The 21,026-nt window shown below is 73.8% G+C and carries 17 protein-coding genes; 10 read left to right on the top strand and 7 right to left on the bottom strand.

The annotated features are described in order from the left end of the window. Nucleotides 1–27: 27 nt before the first annotated feature. The 3 genes from ITJ55_RS13220 to ITJ55_RS13210 form a co-directional block, all read right to left on the bottom strand. Entirely contained in the window at nt 28–501 is a 474-nt protein-coding gene (locus ITJ55_RS13220) for a BLUF domain-containing protein (RefSeq protein WP_194595814.1), read from the bottom strand. Between the two features lie 120 nt (nt 502–621). Then, entirely contained in the window at nt 622–1,968 is a 1,347-nt protein-coding gene (locus tag ITJ55_RS13215; protein ID WP_194595813.1) for an MFS transporter, read from the bottom strand. A 16-nt stretch (nt 1,969–1,984) separates the two neighbouring features. Next, nucleotides 1,985–3,202, bottom strand: coding sequence for an MFS transporter (locus ITJ55_RS13210; protein ID WP_194595812.1), 1,218 nt, complete (start codon nt 3,200–3,202; stop codon nt 1,985–1,987). A 157-nt stretch (nt 3,203–3,359) separates the two neighbouring features. Between ITJ55_RS13210 and ITJ55_RS13205 the strand changes: the two genes are divergently transcribed. The 4 genes from ITJ55_RS13205 (at nt 3,360) to ITJ55_RS13190 (ending at nt 6,202) form a co-directional block, all read left to right on the top strand. Then, on the top strand, nt 3,360–3,893 hold the full coding sequence (locus ITJ55_RS13205; RefSeq protein ID WP_228498606.1) for a sugar O-acetyltransferase: 534 nt from the start codon (nt 3,360–3,362) through the stop codon (nt 3,891–3,893). Nucleotides 3,894–3,895: 2 nt separating this feature from the next. Next, entirely contained in the window at nt 3,896–4,450 is a 555-nt protein-coding gene (locus ITJ55_RS13200; protein WP_194595810.1) for a TetR family transcriptional regulator, read from the top strand. 254 nt (nt 4,451–4,704) lie between these two features. Further along, nucleotides 4,705–5,157 (top strand): hypothetical protein, encoded by a 453-nt coding sequence (locus ITJ55_RS13195; RefSeq protein WP_194595809.1) that lies wholly within the window; start codon nt 4,705–4,707, stop codon nt 5,155–5,157. 85 nt (nt 5,158–5,242) lie between these two features. Beyond that, complete coding sequence (locus ITJ55_RS13190) at nt 5,243–6,202, top strand: helix-turn-helix transcriptional regulator (protein ID WP_194595808.1); 960 nt, start codon at nt 5,243–5,245, stop codon at nt 6,200–6,202. A gap of 657 nt (nt 6,203–6,859) precedes the next feature. On the opposite strand, the gene ITJ55_RS13185 is transcribed toward ITJ55_RS13190, so the two are convergent. Continuing rightward, nucleotides 6,860–8,206 (bottom strand): polysaccharide pyruvyl transferase family protein, encoded by a 1,347-nt coding sequence (locus tag ITJ55_RS13185; protein WP_194595807.1) that lies wholly within the window; start codon nt 8,204–8,206, stop codon nt 6,860–6,862. 442 nt (nt 8,207–8,648) lie between these two features. Between ITJ55_RS13185 and ITJ55_RS13180 the strand changes: the two genes are divergently transcribed. Continuing rightward, the gene (locus ITJ55_RS13180; protein WP_194595806.1) at nt 8,649–11,066 is read left to right on the top strand and encodes a glycosyltransferase; all 2,418 of its coding nucleotides are present in this window, start codon (nt 8,649–8,651) and stop codon (nt 11,064–11,066) included. Further along, complete coding sequence (locus ITJ55_RS16065; protein ID WP_228498521.1) at nt 11,063–12,721, top strand: glycosyltransferase; 1,659 nt, start codon at nt 11,063–11,065, stop codon at nt 12,719–12,721. The genes ITJ55_RS13180 and ITJ55_RS16065 overlap by 4 nt, the downstream gene beginning before the upstream one ends. Before the next feature lie 181 nt (nt 12,722–12,902). Here ITJ55_RS16065 and ITJ55_RS13165 read toward each other — a convergent pair whose 3' ends face one another. Both ITJ55_RS13165 and ITJ55_RS13160 read right to left on the bottom strand, forming a co-directional pair. Beyond that, a complete protein-coding gene (locus ITJ55_RS13165) occupies nt 12,903–13,559 on the bottom strand; it encodes a hypothetical protein (RefSeq protein ID WP_194595805.1) in 657 nt (218 codons plus the stop codon). A 217-nt stretch (nt 13,560–13,776) separates the two neighbouring features. Next, on the bottom strand, nt 13,777–15,054 hold the full coding sequence (locus ITJ55_RS13160) for an ROK family protein (protein WP_194595804.1): 1,278 nt from the start codon (nt 15,052–15,054) through the stop codon (nt 13,777–13,779). Between the two features lie 163 nt (nt 15,055–15,217). Between ITJ55_RS13160 and ITJ55_RS13155 the strand changes: the two genes are divergently transcribed. From ITJ55_RS13155 to ITJ55_RS13140, 4 genes are all read left to right on the top strand, one after another. Then, a complete protein-coding gene (locus tag ITJ55_RS13155; protein WP_235491465.1) occupies nt 15,218–16,504 on the top strand; it encodes an ABC transporter substrate-binding protein in 1,287 nt (428 codons plus the stop codon). 83 nt (nt 16,505–16,587) lie between these two features. Beyond that, nucleotides 16,588–17,529: a carbohydrate ABC transporter permease gene (locus tag ITJ55_RS13150; protein ID WP_194595802.1), complete on the top strand. Its 942-nt coding sequence runs from the start codon at nt 16,588–16,590 to the stop codon at nt 17,527–17,529. Next, on the top strand, nt 17,529–18,455 hold the full coding sequence (locus tag ITJ55_RS13145; RefSeq protein ID WP_194595801.1) for a carbohydrate ABC transporter permease: 927 nt from the start codon (nt 17,529–17,531) through the stop codon (nt 18,453–18,455). Before ITJ55_RS13150 ends, ITJ55_RS13145 begins: the two co-directional genes overlap by 1 nt. A 76-nt stretch (nt 18,456–18,531) precedes the next feature. Beyond that, nucleotides 18,532–20,283: a glycoside hydrolase family 13 protein gene (locus tag ITJ55_RS13140; protein WP_194595800.1), complete on the top strand. Its 1,752-nt coding sequence runs from the start codon at nt 18,532–18,534 to the stop codon at nt 20,281–20,283. 170 nt (nt 20,284–20,453) lie between these two features. Here ITJ55_RS13140 and ITJ55_RS13135 read toward each other — a convergent pair whose 3' ends face one another. Continuing rightward, on the bottom strand, nt 20,454–20,840 hold the full coding sequence (locus tag ITJ55_RS13135; RefSeq protein WP_370544168.1) for a PLD nuclease N-terminal domain-containing protein: 387 nt from the start codon (nt 20,838–20,840) through the stop codon (nt 20,454–20,456). Between the last annotated feature and the right edge of the window lie 186 nt (nt 20,841–21,026).

Below are 21,026 nucleotides of genomic sequence, written 5' to 3'. Positions count from 1 at the left end.
CGAGCCGACGTCACAACCCCGCCGGGGTCAGGAGGCGCGGGGTGCGAAGAGCTCGTCGGTCACCGTCGTCGGCTGCTCGCGGAACCACCGCAGCAGCGTGCGGACCTTGTAGGCGGACGACGGCGACAGTCCGCCTGTGCCGTCGACCATCTCCGCCGTGGCGGCGTCGAAGACGTCGGCGTAGCCGGGGATCGACGAGGCGAGGTCGTCGGTGACGGCCCGGTAGCCCATCGTCCACGCGGGGAACAGCCGATCCGGGACGTGCTCGTCGACGATCGTGTTGACACCCGTGTGCCGGGGGTCGCGCGCGATGACCGCGAGGCGCGCTCGCACCGCCTCCTCTGGCCCCTCGAGCACCTGGATGAAGCGGCCCTCGCGGTGCAGCAGCATGCCGGTGATGCCCAGGCGGGCGTTGTTGGCGCGACTGGTCATCAGCAGGTTCGCGAGATCGTCGTCGGTGAACGGGTACGACGATCGGCTGACGTACACGGTGGACAGCACGGACGGGCCTCCTCGGGCTCTGGGCTCGACCGAGTCTGCCCGTGGGGCCGCCGCCCCGCACTCCCCAGTTCTGGGTGCCCGGGTCGTGGGTGGTGCGACCTCGCTCCGACCCGTGCCGGGTCAGCTGCCGCGCGGCGCCGACCCCCGCGCCCGGCGCCCCTCGAGCACCCCGGCGAGCAGCACGACGGCCACCCCGACCACGGGCACCAGCAGCAGTCCGAACCGCAGCCCGACCGAGTCGGCGACGAACCCGACGATCGGCGGCGACGCCAAGAAGCCGAGCCGCAGCAACCAGCTGACCAGCGTCAGCCCCGTCCCGGCGCGGAACCCGGGCAGGTTGTCCGCCGCGTGCATCGCCGCCGGGATCAACGTCGCGACGCCGAACCCCGCCGCCGCGAACCCGACGATCGTGCCGACCACCGACGGGAACGCCAGGGCGACGCCCATGCCCACGGCGACGAACACGCCTCCGGCCCGGGCGACGGCCTTCTGCCCGAAGCGGTCGACCATGCTGTCGCCGAGCAGCCGCCCGACGAACTGGGCTCCCTGCAGCGACACGAACCCGAGGGCGGCGACGGTCACGCCGGCCCCGAGCGAGCCGAGGTAGAGAGCGGTCCAGGTGCTGCCCGCGTCCTCGACGACCGCGCCCGACGACGCGATGACGACGAGGGCGAGCAGCACTCCCCACTTGGCGACGAACCCGACCGAGACCGGGCGACCGCCACGAGCCGAGGAGGCGCGGGTCGCGTCCCCGGGGCCGCTCGCCACGGGTGCCGCGCCCGGCCCGACGCCCGCCGTCACGTCGGCACTCGGTGCGACGGTCCCGTCGACGGACGCGGACGCAGCCGAGCCCTCGACCGGCTCGGGCCCGGCCAGCAGCAGCGGGTACGACACGATGGCGACGACCGCGAAGATGACCGCCGACGCCCCGAGGTGCCACGCGACCGGGATGCCGAGGCCCGCCGCCGCGCCGCCCATGAGGCCGCCGAGGACGGCGCCGATGCTCCAGACCGCGTGGAACGAGTTGAGGATCGACCGGCGGTAGCGGTACTGCACCCGCAGCCCGTGCGAGTTCTGCGAGACGTCGACGATGGCGTCCATCGCCCCCGCGAGCAGGAACCCCGCGGCGAGCAGTCCGCCGACGGGGGCGATGCCGGCCAGCAGCACGGCGACGCCGGTGATCACGGTGCCGATCACGGCGACGCGCGACGACCGGAACCGTCGGATGAGCCACCCGGCCCCGAGGCCGGCGACGAGGGCGCCGACGGGGAACGCGGCGACCGCGAGGCCGAAGTCGGCGTTCGAGAGGTCGAGGCCGTCCTTGATGGCGGGGTAGCGCGGCAGGATGTTCGCGAACAGGGCGCCGTTGGTGAAGAAGAGCAGGGCGACGCCGAGGCGGGCTCGGCGGTCCTCGCGCGTCGGCACGGTGCGGGCCGGGGCGGCGGGAGAGGTCGTCGGTGACGTCATGGTGTACGAACGTACACTAAGGCCGGGCGGCCGAGGACCGCGTGCGGGGCCGCGCCGCCGACGTGATGAGCGAGGCGCCCACCACGACCACCAGGACGACGATCATCGCGCTCCGCAGTCCCACCTGCTCGCCGACGAAGCCGAGCAACGGCGGCCCGACCAAGAACGCCACGTAGGCCATCGTCGCGACCGCTCCGACCGCCGACGTCGGGTCGTCGCCGTCGGCCGCGGCCGAGACGGTCACCGGGAACCCCAGGGCGGCGCCCAGCCCCCAGAGCACGACCGCGACGCCCGCGACGACCACCGAGTCGGCGAACACCACCAGGGCGATGCCGACCGCCGAGACCAGGGCGCTCGCCCGCAGCACGGTCGCGTGGCCGAACCGGGCGAGCAGGGGCTCGCCGGCGAACCGCCCGACCGTCATCGCCGCCGCGAACGCCGTGAAGACGACCGTGCCGGCCGTCGGCGAGACGCCGTGCCCGTCGACGAAGAGCAGCGGCAGCCAGTCGTTGGCCGAGCCCTCGGCCAGGGCGAGCGCCAGCACGATCAGGCCGAGCAGCACGAGCCGGCGGTCGCGCCAGGCCGCGAGCGACCCGGCGAGGCGGTCCCTCACCCCGGAGGCGCGCTCGGCCGGTGCGTCGGAGCGTCCCGTCGAGCGCGGCACGACCGGCACCGCCCAGGCCAGGGCGGCTCCGCCCGCGAGGGCGACCCCGAGCAGGTGCCACTGGACGGGCACGTGCGTCGCCGTGAGCAGGATGCCGAGGCCGGCGCCCGCGACCGTGCCGAGGCTGAAGCAGCCGTGCAGCACGGGCAGCACCGACCGCCCGGACGCGGTCTCGATGGCGGCGCCCTCGATGTTGATGGCGATCTCGGCGAGCCCGACGCCGGCCCCGACCAACGCCAGGCCGACGAAGACTCCGGGCGTGAGCGAGAGCGACGCCGCGAGGCCGACGAGCGCGACCCCGACGATCAGCGACGTGCCGCCGATCGCGACCGCGCGGTGGGCGCCGTGGCGGCGGACGATCGGCGCCGACGACAGGATGCCGCCCATCGAGCCGACCGACAGGCCGAAGATGACCAGGCCCATCTCGCCGGTCGACGCCTGCAGCAGGTCGCGGATGGCGGGGGTCCGCACGACCCACGAGGCCAGCGAGACGCCGACGACGGCCATGAAGACGAACACCGCCGCCCGCCGTCGGGCGAGCTCGGGGCTGAACGGCGGGCGGGTGCTCATGGGTCCAGTGTGTACGTTCGTACGCCCGTCGTCTAGGGTGTCGTGCATGACCGCAGCCGACCAGACCGACGTGACCCGCGCCTCCTCGTCCGCCTCACCGGAGGTCGAGGCCACCCCCGACCACTTCGCCGGCGACCCGCGCACCAACCACGAGCGCATGCTCGCCGGTGACCTCTACGTCTCGGACGATCCCGACATCGCCGTGCAGCAGCAACGGGCGATCACGCTGCAGGCCCGCTTCGCCGCGGCGTACGCCGACGACGTCGACGCCGCCCAGGCCGTCGCCCGCGAGCTGTTCGGCAGCCTGCACGAGACGGCGCACGTCCGGGCGCCCGTGTTCGTCGACTACGGCAGCTTCGTCACGATCGGGGCCGGCACCTTCGTCAACTACGGGCTGACCGCGCTCGACGTCGCGCCGATCACCATCGGGGCCGACTGCCAGATCGGCCCGAACGTGCAGCTGCTGACGCCGACCCACCCGGTCGAGCCGCAGCCCCGCCGCGACAAGCTCGAGGCGGCGAAGCCCATCACCATCGGCGACAACGTCTGGCTCGGCGGCGGCGTCATCGTGCTGCCCGGCGTGACCATCGGCGACAACAGCGTCGTCGGTGCGGGGGCGGTGGTGACGAAGGACGTCCCGGCGAACGTCGTCGCCGTCGGCAACCCGGCGCGAGTGGTGAGGAGCCTCTAGCCGTGGGCACCACCCGACGCACCGAGCCCGACCGTCGCGACCGCCTGATCGACGTGACCCTCGACGTCGTGGCCGAGGTCGGCGTGGCCGGCGCCTCGCACCGCAAGATCGCGGCGCGCGCCGACGTGCCGCTCGGCTCGATGACCTACCACTTCGACGGCATGGACGAGCTGCTGCACGAGGCCTTCTCGCGCTTCGCCGAGACGATCATCGTGCGGTTCGAGGCGCGGCTCGGCACCGCCACCAACCGCGACGAGGCCAAGGAGGCGGTGGTCGCGTTGGTCCACGACGACCTCACCGGCCCTGCCGCGGTCCGCGACCAGGTGCTCAGCTACGAGCTCTACACGTTGGCCGCCCGCGAGCCCTGGTTCCGCGAGATCACCCGCGAGTGGATGCGCCGCAGCCGGGTCGAGCTCGAGCGCCATTTCGACCCCGACACCGCCCGACAGGTCGACGCACTGATCGAGGGGCTGTCGATCCACCGCGCCCTCGACCCCTCGCCGCCGAGTCGGACGCTGACCCGCGAGGCCGTCGAGCGCATCACGCGCGTCCCGTGACGGACGCGACCCGCGCCTCCTGGTGACGGGCGCCGTGGCGTGACCCGCGCCTCCTCGGGACGGGCGCCGGTATCGCGACCTGCGCCTCCTGCGTGCCTCGCGGCCGCATGGCCACAAACCGAACTGAGGGGCCCTCGAGGTGCACCGGCCGGTAGCTAGGCGGTCTAATGGAACAGGTGCAGCAGCTGCACGGCGGTCTTGATCACACCGCACGGTTCTGATCACACCGCACCAGGACGAGAGTCGAGTACCCCGTGGACGCAGAGAGCGACGAGTCGCGCCGCGTACCCGGGCGGCCGGAGCAACTCGACGCCGCGTTCGGCGACTTCAACGACGCCAGCGACTTCGGCCAGATCGGTGACGCGGCCCGCACCCCTGCGGCCGACCTGTTCTTCGGCGACTTCGCGCCCCCTCTCGACCCCGACCTGATCTTCGAGTGCTCGGCCTCGATCAACGGTGAGCACGGTGCCGTCGCCCTCTACGAGGACCGCGTCATCGTCGAGAGCCCCGACGAGCCCGACGGCGAGGCGGTCTTCCCGTCCGACACCGTGCGGTCGTGGTGGCTGGTCGAGGGCGAAGCCTTCTTCGCGCTGGTGGTCGAAGCCGACGTGCTGCATCGCACGCGCCTGCCCTCGGGCTTCAAGGCCGTGCTGCGGGCCGCGTTCGTGAAGGCGTTCGGCCCGGCGACGACCCCGCCGGTCGCGTGAGTCCCCAGCCCCACCGCCCCCGCTTCGGGGGTCCGGCCCGGTCAGGGCGTTCTTTCACCGTCCCCGGCATGGCAGGATCACTCTGATGGAACCCGAACAGACCCTGCCCCCGGTGCGCTCCGAGATGGGCGGCCGTGACCTGGACCAGGCGCGCGCTCTGTTCGAGGACACCTACAACGGCGCCGGGTTCCGCACCGACGCCCGGCAAGAGACCTTCGCCTACCGGTACACGACGGCCGGCGACTCCGAGATGACGTTGCGCTCGTCGATGTTCCTCGGCGACATCCGCGGGGCGATCCAGCCCGAGCGCGAGTACGTCGTGGCGTGGATCACCGCAGGCGAGGGCCGGCTCGACGTCGGGGCCGAAGAGGCCGCGTTCGAGATCGGCCGCCCGCTGATGTTCCCGACCGGCAAGGCGTTCGAGTTCGAGGTGCGCGAGTACCGCCAGAACCTCGTCCACTTCGACGCCGCCTACCTCGAGCGCATCGCCGCCGAGCACGAGGGCGCGCTCGCCGGGCCCCTGCAGTTCGACCACACCGCCGTGCCCGACCTGGGCGACCTGCGCCGCTGGCAGGCGACGATCACCAACGCCGCGAAGACCATCCTCGGCGGCGAGTCGACCGAGCTGCTGCGCTCCGAGCTCAACCGCCAGTCGGCGGTCGCCCTGCTCAACACGTTCACGCACCGCTCGATCGACCTGCCGCCCGCACTGCTCGTGCCCCGCAACGCCCGCCTGCGCGAGGCCGTCGAGTACCTGCACACCCACGCACACCTGCCGGTCAACATGACGCAGGTCGCCGAGATCGTGCACCTCACGCCCCGCGGCCTGCAGCAGGCGTTCAGCCGTCAGCTCGGCGTCACGCCCACCGAGTACCTGCGCACGGTCCGACTCGACCACGTGCGGGCCGAACTGCTCGAGCTGGCCCCGGGCGAGGCCACCATCGCCGCGGTCGCCCAGCGCTGGGGCTTCACGCACCTGAGCCGCTTCACGGCCTCGTACGTCCAGCGCTTCGGCGAGTACCCCAGCGCGACCCTGCAGCACTGAGCCGGTGCCGTGTGGGCCGGGCGCGGGGCCGGGCCGGTGCGGGCGGGCTTCGCCGCGCCTCCTCTGCTCCGGCGCCTCGCTAGCCTCCCCGCCACGAGATAAACACGCCGCCACGACATCGCGTGGCGGCCTGTTTATCTCGTGGCGTGATGTGGCGTGGCGGCAGGGGGCGGTGCGTGGCCAGCCCGTCGCCCGCCGCCCACCACACCACGACATGGGCACAGCACCACGACGAGGCCTGGCGCTGTGACCACGTCCTGGCGCGGTGCCGTGCCCCCCGTGCTGGCGCGGTGCACTCGTTGTGGCGGCTGCCCACGCCGCAGCTCGGGGCGGGGACTTGCGAGGGCGGGCTTCGCCGCGCCTCCTCTGCTCCGTCGCCTCGCAGGCCGCCCCGCCACGAGGTACACACGCCGCCACGACATCGCGTGGCGGCGTGTTTACTTCGTGGCGGGCGCGGCCAGCCCGCCGCCCACCACACCACGACATGGGCACAGCACCACGACAAGGCCTGGCGCTGTGACCACGTCCTAGTGCTGTGTCGTCACCAGCGGGCGCGTGCCGACACCCGCGGTCGTTCGTACGGCGCGGAGCCGTGCCCGCGAGGCGCGGAGCCGTGCCCGCGAGGTGCGGGGCCGTGCCCGGGAGGCGCGGGTCGCGTCAGGGGCGCAGGGCGGCGGCGACGCGGTCCCACCACGCGGAGGACGCGGCCCGGGTCTCGGCGAGGCTCCCGGCCCAGGCCGTCCGCACGGCGTCGCGTCCGGCCCACGTGGCCAGGCCGACCTCCTCGGCCTCGCCCGAGAGCAGCTGCGCGGCCGAGACGACGCTGGACTGGCCGAAGTTGCCGAGCGCACCGGTCAGCTTGATCGTCGTGTACTCGTCGACCGCGAGCCCGACGGTCGGCACGCCGCCTGCGACGGCGAAGACGGCCGGGTGATAGCGGCTGGTCAGGTGCAGGGCCGCGCCCCGGGCGAAGCGCGCCGCGGCGGGGGAGTCGGTCGTCGGCTCGACCCGCGCCGGCACGCTCAGCCGGTCGAGGACGGCCCGGTGCAGCAGCGAGTCGCCGCGCTCCTCGGTCGGGTCGAGCGACGCCCAGTGCGCGAGGAACACCACCTCGAGCCCTGCCTCGCCCGCGACCCGGTCGAGCAGCCGGGCCACGGCCGCCGCGAACTCGCCGCGGTCGGCATCACCCACGTGCGCCGACAGGCTGACCGCGAGGTACGGCGCGACCGGCCCCGCCGCAGTCGCCGGCCCGCCCGAGCCGTCCGGCCCCGCCGAACCGACCGGTACAGCCGAGCCGTGCGGCCGCGCCGAACCGTCCGGCCGCGCCGAACCGTGCGGCCCCGCCGAACCGACCGATACCGCCGAACCCACCGCAGGAGGCGCGGCGTCGGCCCCGAGGAAGCTCGCGTCGTCCACCGTCCCCACGGTCTTGGCGGCGTCGACCCCGAGCGAGCGCACCAGCTCGAGCGACGCGCCCTCGCGCAGCCCGACGAGGGCGGCGGCGTCGAGCAGCTCGGTGACGAGCTCGCGGTCCTCGCCGTCGAGGACGGGGCCGATGGTCTGCCCGCTGACCACGAGCGGCCTGCCGAAGCGGCGGGCGATCAGGCCGAGGGTGTTGCGCTCGTAGACGTGCATCGGCCAGAGCGAGGCCATGTTGCCGCCCCCTGCGACGAGCACGCCGTCGGCCTCCCGGACGGCCTCGATCAGCTGCCAGGCCGGGTCGTCCTGCGGGAGGTGACCCGCGCCTCCGTCGATCGCCGACAGCACGCGGGCCCGGCGCTCGCGCTGGCCGAGCCGGCCGCCGGTCGTCGCGGGGTGGAACCCGATCGCGGGCACGGCGTCGATGCCGTAGCGTTCGGCGGTCTCGGCCGGGTTCGACGAGACGCCGGTGATCGTGGCACCGCGGGCGCGCAGCTGCACGGTCGCCTCGTGGAACATCGCCTCGTCGCCGACGTGGACCATGCCGTCGAGCACGCCGACGTCTCCGATGGTGACGATTCGCACGGGTGGGGCCTCTCGCTGCGGGACTCGGCAGCGGGATCGATGCCGCCCACGACGGTACCGGACGCCCGCGGCGCCGAGCGCACCGGCGAGGACGCCGCCGAGCGCACCGGCGAGCGCACCGGCGAGGACGCCGCCGAGTGGACACCGCACCGCGCACTGCCGTGGTGCCGTGTCCACTCGGCGGTGTCCTCGCGCGGACCCCGCACCGCCCTCGCACCAGGCCCGTGCCGATCCCGCACCGGCCGGTCACCGGGCGGCGATAGGCTCCACCAGGCCCGGGGCACGCGGGCCGCCCCGCGCCCCGCGCCCCGTGCGCCGTGCGCCGCACGCCGCACCCGCCGCCACCGTCACACCCGCCACCCCGCATCACACCGCACCACCCCGCACCACCCCGCAGCACCACCCCGCACCGCACCGCACCGCACCACCGAGAGGCACCGCCATGGGCATCCAGACCTCGCTCGATGCGATCCACGAGGCCGACCGCCTGGTCGACTCGATGCGCCTCGCCGACGACCTCGCCCTCGACGCGGCCCGCACCGGGGGCGCCCGCACGATCCGGGTGCTGCGCGGCGCCCTCGAGAGCGAAGACCAGCTCGTCGCCATCGCCGCGACGAACGCCCTCGCGCAGGTCTTCGACGAGCAGGCCGACGTGGTGCTGAGCGACCTGCTGTCGAGCGACCGCACCTTCTTGCGCGAGCACGCCGCGTCGGCGCTCAGCCAACGCCTGCCGCGCTACGACACGGTGGGCCGGCTGATCGGCCTCGTCGTCGCGGGCGGGTTCACGGGCATGGTCGCGCAGCGCACGCTCGAGCAGTGGTCGTCGTCCGCCCCGGCCGTGGTCGGCGTCGCCCTCGAGGGCACCCTGATCGGCGTGCACGAGCCCGGCGCGCGGTACCGCCTGGTCGAGACCCTCGGCCTCGTGCGGGCCCGCATCGCCTCGCGCCCCCTGCTGACGATCGCGCTCGACGCCGGCGAGGACGAGCACGTCCGGGTCGCCGCCGTCTCCGCCCTGGGGCAACGTCGCGGAGACCACGGGGTCGCGGCCGCCGTCCGCGAGCTCGCTCGCCACTACGGCTACCTCGGCGACGTCGCCCGCCTCTCGACGATCGACCTGTCGGCCCCCGACGAGGTGCCCGACGGCGACCGCCGGCGCGACCGCGGACTCGACCCCGAGCTCGACGGCACCGACCCGGCCGGGCGCGAGGGCCTCACCATCGCCCAGCTCTTCCTGCACGCCGACATCGACGCCGGGCTCACGCACGCCGGCAGCGGGGACAACGGCGGCATCGCGACGCTGCTCGTGCGACTCGGCGACGCCCTGGCCGCGGCGCCCTCCGCGTCCGACGGGCGGGGCGCCTCCTCGGGCCAGGCGGCCTCCGGCGCCGACGCCCATGCCGCGCGCGACGCCCTCGCCGCGCTCGCGGACCTCACCCCGGGAGGCGCGGTGGACGCCCCCGGCGCCCGGGGCGTCGACCGCGTCGTCACCCTGTCGCGCGGCTCGGCCGACGCGGCGGTGGCGAGCGTGCACGACCTGGCGACCCGCGCCTCCGGGCACGTCTACGGGCGGGTGCCGCTGCTCAGCGACCCCGTCTCGTCGGCGACCGCGTGGCCGTTGCGGGTCGCCGCGCGCCGGGGCATCCGGCGGGTGCTGCGGGCCGCGGGCGGGGTCGACCTGCTGCACCTGCGGATGGCCGACGTGGGCAGCCTGGCGGCCGCCGACGTGGCGCGCGAACTCGACATCCCCGTCGTGTTCACGGTCGCGCCCGACCCGCACGCCGTCATCCAGTCGCTCGACCTGTCGGGCGCCCTGACCCGAGAGACCTTCGGCGACGTCGACGAGGTCGAGCACTTCTGGTTCCGCACGCGACTCGTGCAGCAGCTCGCCTCGAACGCGTCGCACACCGTGCTCTTCCCCCGGCCGGAGCTCGAGCGCGACATGCGCGAGCTGGTCGGCATCGACGTCACCTCGCACCCCGAGCGGCACACGATCGTGCCAGAGGGCATCGACCTCGACGTCGTCGACCGCTCGGTCGCCGAGGCCGCCGAGCACGCCGCCGGGGGCCCCGCGACCCCGCCGCTCGCCGAGCTGTGCGCCCTGCTCGAGTCGCTGCCGCCCGAGCGCCGCGGCATGCCGCTGCTCGTCAGCGTGGGCCGCCTGCACCGGGTGAAGGGCATGGCGACGATCGTCGAGGCCTGGGCCGGCGGTGCGGCCGGCGCGCCCGGCGCCGCGGAGGCCGGCGCCGCGGAGGCCGGCGCCGGTGTCGACGGGGCCGACGCGCACGGCATCCCGCTCCGCGACCGCGCGAACCTGCTGCTGATCGGCGGCGACCTCGAGCACCCGAGCGCCGACGAGCGAGAGCAGCTCGACCTGATCGACGCGATCGTCCCTGCGGGCCGGCACCGCGCCTCCGGACTGTTGCTGCCCGGGCACCGCCCCAACGACACCGTCGCCCGCTGGGTCGCCGCGGCCCGGTTCGGGCTGCCCGGGCTGGCGGCTCCGCGCGGCGTCTACGTCTGCGGCAGCCTCAAGGAGGAGTTCGGCATCGCCCTGCTCGAGGCCATGGGCTCCGGGCTGCTCGTCGTCGCGCCGCAGGGCGGCGGCCCGTCGACCTACGTGCGTCAGGGCGACACCGGCTGGCTCACCCGCACCTGGGACGTCGACGCCCTGCGCCAGGCCATGGGCGAGGCCCTGACCGCGGCCGCGGCCGAGACCACGGAGGCGCGCGCGGCCCGGTCACGCGACACCGTCGAGCGGTCCTTCACGATCCAGGCCATGGCGCGGTCGCTGTCCGGCGTCTACGACACGGTGCACCACGACGAACTCGAGCAGCGCGAGTGGAGCGTGAGCGCACGATGACCCTGCTCGTCATCAGCCCCGACTACGCCTCGCACCTGCTGCCGCTCGCGACCCTGGCCACCGAGTGGCGCGACCGCGGCGAGCGCGTCGTCGTCGCGACCGGGCCGGCCACCGCCGCGATCGTCGAGTCGTTCGGCTTCGAGCGCGTGCACCTGCAGCTCGGGCGCGGCTCGAACCCTGGGGTGATCCGCGCCGAGGAGCAGGTCGCCGACGAGGACGCGTCGCTGCGCGGCTTCTTCGACGCCACCCGCCTCGGCATGGTCGAGACGCTGTCGTACCAGGCTCGCGAACGCCTCACCGACCTCATGTGGCAGCCGGTCGCGACGGCCCGCGCCGTGCTCGACGTGGTCGCCGCCGTCCGGCCCGACCAGATCGTGGTGGACCACCTCGCCTTCAGCGCCCGGCTCGCCCTCGTGGCCGGCGGCGTGCCGTTCGCCGACGTCGTGCTCGGCCACCCGACGGCGCTGCCCGTGGGCGACGAGGTCTACGGCTGCCCGCCCGAGTGGCCTGCCGCGTTCGGCGGGGTCGGTGCGGGTGCGGGTGCAGGTGCCGGTGCCGGTGCCGGTGCGGGTGCGGGTGCGGCGGGCGCCGCCGGACCCGCCGACGACTCGAGTCGCACCGCCGAATCGACGTCGCACCGCCACATTCGGCGGTTCGATGTTCAGTCGGCGGTGCCATCCGCGACCGATGCCCGGTTCGATGCCGGGTCTGCTCCGGCGGGCATCGCGGGCCTGCGCGAGCTCTGCGAACGGGTCGACGCCTCGTTCACCGCCGAGTGGAACGCCGCCCTGGCCGAACTCGCGCCACACCTGCCGCCGTCGACGAGCGCGTTCGGCGAGCACGGCGACCTGCTGCTCTACAACTACCCCGGCGAGCTCGCCGACCCCGCCCGCGACGCCCTGCTGCCGCCGCACGTCTGGCTCGGGTCGGCCGTCCGCGCCGAGCCCGTCGACGCCGAGGTCGCCGCCTGGCTGGCCGACACCGACGCCCACGCCCACACAGACACCGACACCGACGCCCACGCCCACGCCCACACAGACACCGCTGCTGACGCCCACGTCGACGCCGATGCCCACGCCGACGCCCACGCCGACGCCCACGCCGACGCCCAAACCGACGCCGCCCCCGTACCCGCACCCCGCCCCGCCCCGTTCGTCTACGTCAGCTTCGGCAGCTTCCTGTCGGTGCGGTCCGACGTGCTCGGGCGCGTGGCGGAGGCCCTGCGGCGGGTCGGGGTGCGGGCCGCGATCGCGCTCGGTTCCGGGGCCCGGGCCGACCTCGGCGAGGTGCCGGCCGACTGGCTCGTCCGCGAGTTCCTGCCGCAGGTGACCCTGCTCGACGCGGCGGCGGCGGCCGTCACGCACGGGGGCAACAACAGCGTGACCGAGGCGATGACCGCGGGAGTGCCCGTGGTCGTCCTGCCGTTCTCGACCGACCAGTTCGCCGGAGCCGCGGCCCTCGAGCGCACCGGCGTCGGCGTCGCGCTCGCCCCGAACACGGCGACGGTCGACGAGCTAGCGGAGGCGCTGCGGCACGTGCTCGACCTGCAGACCCGCGACCCCGGTGCGGCCGGGCGCCTGGCCGGGCTGGCGTCGTCGCTGCGCGAGACGCCCGGGCGGGCACGAGCCCACGCGGCGCTCACCGCGACCGGCTGACCGCCCCGGCCCGCGCCTCCTCGGCGGCGGCGCCGTCGCCTGCGACCGGATCGGTCTGCTCGAGCCGTCGAGCGGGCAGAAGATGCCCGTCGGAAGCTGTTCGGGAGCACCTTCCGCCCACTCGAGTGCGACGGCGACCCGACCGCGTCGGTGACATGGCCGCGACGGCGGCCCGGCCGCCCTACCCCCCGAAGACGACCGCGCGCATGGCGTCGACGCCGACCGACGCGTCGCGGTACCGCTGCATCAGCGCGGCGTTGGCGTCGTACTGCGGCCCCTCGCGCACCTCGGCCTGGTGGTGCAGCGCGAAGACCATGCCCTCGTGGCGCTGAGGCGGTTCGCCGAGCAGCGTCGTGTGGGCGAGGTACCAGGCGGCGTCCTCGAAACCCCAGCCGCGGAACCGTTCGTCCTGCCCGCCGTGTGCCCGCCACGAGGAGGCGCGGGTCACGTAGACCCCCGAGCAGGCCCCGCGGACGAGCTCGAAGTCGCACCGCTCGAGGGGTGTGCCCGCGGCCGCCTGCGCGGTGCCGTCGCGTCCCAGCCAGTGGTACTCGGTGTACGGCAGGTGCACCCGGCCGCTGGTGCGGGCGGCTTCGATCGCCGCGAGCAGGGGCTCGCGCTGCGGCAGGGTGTCGGCGTCGCCGATCACGGCGATCTCGTCGTCGGCCAGGGACGCGACGCCGAGGTTGCGGCACTGCGCCAGGTTGAACACCGGGTCGGGCGAGTCGATCGTGCGGATCTCGGCCTCGGGCAGCGCCTCGGCGTACCAGTCGCGGACGACCTCGAACGCGGCGATCCGACTCGGCTGCGGACGCCAGGGGAGCACGACGGTGACCATCCCGCGAGCCTAGCGGCGCGTGCCCGGCCGCCCCGCGCCTCCTGCCCCCGCGCCTCCTGTGCCCGCGCCTCTTGTGCCCGCGCCTCCTGCCCCGACGCTCGATGAACCCGGTTTCGAGCCATGAACCCGATCGCTCGTGGGTTCATGGCTCGGAACCGGGTTCACGGCCGCCTGCCCGCGTGCCGGCCGCTCGCGTGCCGGCCGGTCGCCCGAGCCCCTAGGAGGCGCGGCTCGGGTCCGCCGCCCCCCGCAACGTCAGCTCGAGTGCGTGGCCGCGCACGTGGGCCAGGGCCCGCTCGACGGCGCCCGTGGTCACGACCGCGTCGCCGAGCGTCGAGGCGACGACCTCGGGCGCGGCCCGGTGCGTGAACCGGCTGAGCCACGGGGTGGTCCGTTCGAGCAGCAGGCCGATCGAGGGGGCGACGGCCCCGGCGACGACGATGCGGTCGACGTCGAGCATGCCGCTGAGCATCGCGCAGACGCGCCCGAACCGTTCGGCGGCGCGTTCGACGAGGCGCAGTGCTGTGGCGTCGCCGGCGTCGGCGGCGGCGAGCACGGCGGGGGCGTCGAGCTCGTCGAGCGGGATGTCGCGCAGCGGCGACGACGCGGGCACGGTGCCCAGCTCGCGAGCCGCCCGGGCCGCGTCGCGCAGCACGGCCCCGAGGCCGTCGGCCGAGCCCACGCCCTCGACCAGGTCGAGGAGGCGCATCTCGCCCGCGGCACCGCGGCTGCCCCGCACGAGGGCTCCGTCGAGCACGAAGCCCGCGCCGAACCGCTCGCCGGCCAGCAGGGTCACGAACGAGGCCGGGGCGGCCTCGCCGGCACCGGCGCCCGCTCCGGCACCCGCACCGGCACCGGCGGCTGCGGCAGCCGCCTCGGCCACGGCGGCGAGGTTCGCGTCGTTCTCGACGACGACCGCCCAGCCGCGGTCGGCGAACAGGCCCGTGTAGTCGGGGTTCATCAGCACCCAGAAGTCGGCGCCGACCTCGACCGGAGAGCGTCCCTCGGCGTCGGTCGGCGCGGGCACCCCGAGGGTGACGGCCAGCACGTCCGCGTCGTCGAGTCCGGCCTCGGCGAGGACGTCGTCGACGAGCCGCGAGACGATGCGGCGGCGGTCGTCGGCCGTGCCGCCGGGGTCGATCCGTCGCGCGACGCGCGCCACCACACGGCCACGGAGGTCGGCCACGACCGCCGTGAGGTGGTGCTGGCCCGCATCGACCCCGACGACGTGACCGGCCGAGCGGGCGAGGGCGTACCGGCGGGCCGGGCGGCCCTTGCGGTACTCGCCGGTCGAGCGGGCATCGGCGAGCGAGACCATCCAGCCGCGCTCGATCAGGTCGTCGCAGACGCCCAAGACGGTCGAGCGGGTCAGCCCGGTCAGGGCGATCAGGTCACTGGCCGTGACGGCGTCGACCGACCAGGCGTGCCTCAGCACCTCGGCCGCGTTGATGCGTCGCAGCAGGCTCGGCGACGACACCCCGGTGCTCAACGCCACCCGCGCCTCCTCGTGCCGTGGCCGTCGTCTCGCGACACGGCAGATCTTTTCGTGGACGACCCATGGTGCCACGCCCCGAATTGATCTAGGGTCTAAATCTACACACCAGATCAACTCGACCACGGCGCTGCCGCCGGGGTCGCGACCCCCGGGAGACGACGACGTGCCCACACCCCCACTGCCCTCCGGTGCCGGCCTCAGCCGACGCACCCTGCTCGGCGGCATCGGTGCCGCCGGTGCCGCCCTGCTGCTCGCCGGCTGTGCCCCCTCGGGTTCGGGTGGCGGCCGCACCGAGATCACCTTCTACGCCACCAAGCCCGAGGCGATCCCCTACTTCTCCGACCTGGTCTCGCGGTTCAACGAGTCGCAGTCGGCCGTCCGCGTGATCCACGACTCGACCTCGGGCATCTCGGCCGGCTTCGTCCGGGGCAACCCGCCCGACGTCGCGGCCTTCACCTACAACCTCGAGATGGCGCGCTTCATGGAGCGCGGAGCGCTCAGCGACCTCGGCGACCTGCCCGAGGCGGCGACGATCCGGCCCGAGGTGCAAGAGCTGGTCGACCAGTACGCGACCTACCCCGGGCGCACGAGCGTGCTGCCGTACTCGATCACGGCGGCGTCGGTGATCTACAACCAGCAGATCTTCGCCGACCTCGGGGTCGAGGTGCCCACCACGTGGGACGAGTTCCTGGCCGCGTGCGACACCTTCACGGCGGCCGGCGTCACCCCGATCTACAGCACCTTCCGCGAGCCGTGGACGGTCGCGCAGGGCCTGTTCGACTACACGACCGGCGGCATGCTCGACGTCGCCGCCTTCTACGAGAAGATGAACGCCGAGGGCACGAGCGTCGGCGAGGGCGGCTCGGTCTCGTTCGAGAAGGACTTCCGCGAGCCGGTCGAGCGCATGGTGCAGCTCGCCGGGCTGTCGAACGCGAACCGCAACAGCCGCGGCTACGGCGACGGCAACCTCGCGATGGCGCAGGGCGAGGCCGCGATGCTCATGCAGGGCCCGTGGGCGCTCGGCGAGATCACCAAGGCCAACCCCGAGGCGAAGATCGGCACGTTCCCGCTGCCGATGACCGACGACCCCGACGACCGCAAGGTGCGGGTCAACCTCGACCTGGCCCTCTGGGTGCCCCAGCAGTCGCGCAAGCAAGAGGCCGCCCGCGAGTTCTTGACCTACCTCATGCAGCCCGAGATCCACGACGCCTACAACCGCGACTTCCTGGCGTTCGGCACCACGACCTCGGCCCCCGCGGTGACCGACGAGCGCATCGTCGGCATGCAGAGCTACTACGACGAGGCGCGCTTCTACCAGGGCGCCTCGAAGGCGATCCCGTTGACGATCCCCGCCGAGAACTACGTGCAGGGCATCGTCACGGGCGCGAGCGCCGAGGGCACCCTGCGCACCATGGACGCCGACTGGCGCCGTCTGGCGCTCCGCGCATGAGCGCGATCGACGGCACGGGCCGCACCGCCCGCCGCACCGCGGGCGCCGCCACCCCGATCACCGGCCGAGTCGAAGGAGACCCGATGGCCACGACCACCACCCCCGCGGTCGCGCGAGGCGCCCGCACCTCGCTCACCGGCAGCACGGCCGGCAACCCCCGACGGCGCGGCCGGCGCGTCGACCCGGTCTTCTACCTCTTCCTGCTGCCGACCCTCGTCCTGTTCTCGCTGGCGATCACCCTGCCGGCCGTGATGGGCGTGTTCTACAGCTTCACGAACTCGATCGGCTTCGGCGAGTTCGACCTGGTCGGCGTCACGAACTACCTCGCGATGGCGACCGACCCGGCGATCCTCGGCTCGTACGGCTTCACGATGGGCTTCGCGCTCGTCACGGTGGTCGCGGTCAACGTCGTCGCGCTGCTGCTGGCGATCGGCCTGACCTCGCAGATCAAGGCCAAGACGGCGCTGCGGGCGGTGTTCGTGATCCCGATGGTGATCTCGGGCATCATCATCGCGTTCGTCTTCCAGTTCTTGTTCTCGAACTCGCTGCCGGCCCTCGGCGCCTCGCTGGGCATCCCGGGCCTGCAGGACAGCATCCTCGCGAACGCCGACACCGCCTGGATCGGCATCGTCGTCGTGACCGCGTGGCAGGCGATCCCGAGCACGCTGCTGATCTACATCGCGGGCCTGCTGGCCATCCCGGGCGAGGTGTACGAGGCCAGCAGCCTCGACGGCGCCTCGGGCTGGAAGCAACTGCGCTCGATCAGGCTGCCGCTCGTCGCGGGCTACGTCGTGATCAACACGATCATCGGCTTCAAGAACTTCTTGAACTCGTACGACATCATCGTCGGCCTGACGAACGGCGGCCCCGGCACGTCGACGCGCAGCATCGCGATGACGATCTTCACCGGCTTCACCGGCGGCGACTACGCCTACCAGATGGCCAACGCGACCATCTTCTTCGTGATCGCCGTCGCGATCGCGTTCGTCCAACTCCGGATCACGCGCGGAAAGGCGGCCGTCTGATGGCGAACACCGCACTCGTCACCCCGGCCGCCTCGTCGGCCCCCACCCCCGGAGGCGCGGGTCGCGACGCCGACGCCGCGCCCCGTCGTCGACGTGGTCGCGTCGGCCAGGAGCGACCGAACCGGCTCGTCACCGCGCTGCTCGTGCTCGGCACGATCACCGTGCTGATCCCGATCTACGTCACGGTCACGATGTCGCTCAAGACGACGGCGCAGGCCGTCGACGGCAACGCGTTCAGCCTGCCGGCGCCGGTCGACTTCTCGAACTTCGCGGCCGCGTGGCAGCTGACCGACTTCCCCCGGGCGTTCGGCATCTCGACCCTCGTCACGGCCGCGACCGTGGTCGGCACGGTCGTGCTCGCCTCGATGGCGTCGTACGCGATCTCGCGCAACTGGGACCGCAAGCTGTTCCGCTTCTCGTTCTTCTACCTGCTCGCCGCGATGTTCCTGCCGTTCCCGGTGGTGGCGCTGTCGCAGATCAAGCTGACCGGCATCGTCGGCCTCGACAACCCCGTCGGCGTCGCGCTGCTGCACGTCATGTTCCAGCTGTCGTTCTCGATCCTGCTGTTCACGGCGTTCCTCCGGTCGCTGCCCGAAGAGCTCGAAGAGAGCGCGCGGCTCGACGGCGCCACCACCTGGCAGGTCTTCTGGCGCCTGGTCTTCCCGCTGCTCGCACCGATGAGCGCCACGGTCGGCATCTTCGCCTTCCTCGCGTCGTGGAACGACTTCGCGATGCCCTCGCTGATCACCGCCGACCCGTCGCTGCAGACCCTGCCCGTGCTGCAGCAGATCTTCCAGACGCAGTTCAGCAACAACTACAACGTCGCCTTCGCCTCGTACCTGATGGCGATGGCCCCGGCGATCGTCGTCTACCTGTTCACCCAGCGCTGGGTGATGGCGGGCGTGACGCAGGGCGCCATCAAGTAGGCGTCCGTCGGGGGCGCGACCCGCGCCTCCTGACCCTCGAGACAACCCACCACCCCCGAGAGGACCTCGCTCCACGATGACCGACACGCTCCACACCGCACCCTCGACCGAGCTGCTGACCGACGACCCGACCTGGTGGCGCCAGGCGGCGGTCTACCAGATCTACCCCCGCAGCTTCGCCGACTCGAACGGCGACGGCATCGGCGACCTGCCGGGCATCACCGCCAAGGTGCCCTACCTGACGCAGCTCGGCGTGGACGCGGTCTGGCTCAGCCCCTTCTACCCGTCGGCCCTCGCCGACGGCGGCTACGACGTCGACGACTACCGCGACGTCGACCCCAAGATCGGCACGCTCGCCCAGTTCGACGAGATGATCGACGCGCTGCACGCGGCCGGCATCCGCGTGATCGCCGACCTCGTGCCGAACCACTCGTCCGACCGGCACGTCTGGTTCCAGGAGGCGCTGGCCGCCCCGGCCGGATCGCCCGCCCGCGCGCGCTACATCTTCCGTGACGGCCTCGGCGACGGCGGCGAGCTGCCGCCCTCGGACTGGACGTCGATCTTCGGCGGCCCGGCCTGGACGCGCGTCGCCGACGGCCAGTGGTACCTGCACTCGTTCGCGAGCGAGCAGCCCGACTGGGACTGGGACAACCCCGAGGTGCGCGAGGACTTCTTGACCACGCTGCGCTTCTGGTCGGACCGTGGCGTCGACGGGTTCCGCGTCGACGTGGCCCACGGGCTGGCGAAGAGCCTGCCCGAGGTGCTGCCCTCGAAGGCCGAGCTCGACGCGCTGCCCAAGGCCGACGGCGACCACCCCCTGTGGGACCGCGACGAGGTCCACGAGATCTACGCGTCGTGGCGCGAGGTGTTCGACGAGTACGACCCGCCGCGCATCGCCGTGGCCGAGGCCTGGGTCGAGCCGTCGCGCCGCGCCCGCTACGCCAGCGCCTCGGGGCTGGGGCAGGCGTTCAACTTCGACCTGCTCGAGGCCGACTTCGACGCCACGCAGTTCCACGACATCATCACCTACAACCTCGACGCGGCCGAGGCGTCGGGCTCGTCGACGACGTGGGTGTTCTCGAACCACGACGTCGTGCGCCACGCGACCCGCTACGGCCTGCCCGCGCTCGACGGACGCGACGTCAAGCAGGGGGCCGAGTGGCTGCTGTCGGGCGGCACCTCGCCCGAGGTCGACGTCGAGACGGGCCTGCGACGGGCCCGCGCGGCCTCGCTGTTCATGCTCGGCCTGCCCGGCTCGGCCTACGTCTACCAGGGCGAGGAGCTCGGCCTGCCCGAGGTCGCCGACATCCCCGCCGACGAGCGCCAGGACCCCTCGTTCTTCCGCAACCCCGGCGTCGACATCGGCCGTGACGGCTGCCGCGTGCCGCTGCCCTGGGCTCGCGAGGGCTCGTCGTTCGGCTTCGGCCCGGGCGACGCCCACCTGCCGCAGCCGAGCTGGTTCGGCGAGTACTCGGTCGAGGCGGAAGACGCCGACCCGACGTCGACCCTGGCGCTCTACCGTGCGGCCCTCGCCGCCCGTCGCGACCTGCAGACCGACGAGACGCTCGAGTGGCTGCCGGTCGACGGCCGCGACGACGTGCTGCACTTCGTCCGCCCCGGCGGCTGGCACGTGGTGTGCGTGTTCGGCACCGAGCCGGTCGACCTGGCCGCGCTCGGGCTGGGCGGTGCCGCGTCGGGTGGTGCTGCGTCGGGTGGTGCTGCGTCTGGTGGTGCTGCGTCTGGTGGGGCCGAGGTGCTCGTCGCGAGCGGGCCGCTCTCGGACGCCGGGCAGCTGCCCGGCGAGACGGCTGCCTGGCTGCGCGCCTGACGCCAGCACCCGCACCCGCCTCCGTACCCGCACCCGCACCCGAGAACACCGTTGAGTGGACGGCACACCGTGTTCTGCCGCGGTGTCTCGTCCATCCGGCGGTGTCCTCGCGCTCGCGAGGCGCGGTGCCGGTCAGGAGGCGCGCCGCCGGTCAGGCGGGGACGTGCCGGTCAGGCGGGGACGTCCCCGCCGGTCGTCGCCCGACGCTGCTCGACCTCGGCCTCGAGCTTCGCGAGGCGGGCGAGTCGTTCGTAGTGCTCGGCCTCGCGGTCGAGGTCGGCGAGCTGCTGTTCGGTCGTGCGCACGCGGCGGTCGAGCGTGCGGGCCGCGTCCTCGTGGTAGCGGCTCTGGTCGCGGGGGCCGATCTGCTCGTCGCGCCGACCGTACTCGCGGCCGGCGGCGAACCAGACGATGCTGCCGATCAGCGGCAGGAACAGCACGATCATGATCCAGAGGGCCTTGGGCAGGTGGCGGACGTCACCCTCGGGCCGGGTGACGATGTCGACCAGCGCCCCCACGATCACGAGCAGGGGCAGGGCGGCAAGCACGAAGGTCACGGCCCGAGGGTAGGGGTGCCCGGCGGCCGGCGGAACCCCCGCGAGGTGGGGTCGTGACCCTCCTGCCTGTGCCGCGTTCTGGGTGTGACCGCCCCGCCGATCGGTGCGTAACGTCGCCCGCATCTCGGCGAGCGGCCCCGGTCAGGAGGCGCGGTGCCGGACGACCACGAAGGGTGCAGTCCGTGA

The sequence above is a fragment of the Frigoribacterium sp. VKM Ac-1396 genome (genome assembly GCF_015350895.1).
Taxonomy (GTDB): domain Bacteria; phylum Actinomycetota; class Actinomycetes; order Actinomycetales; family Microbacteriaceae; genus Frigoribacterium.
Note: the sequence above shows the minus strand (reverse complement) of the source record. Positions and strands in the feature narration are given on the sequence as shown.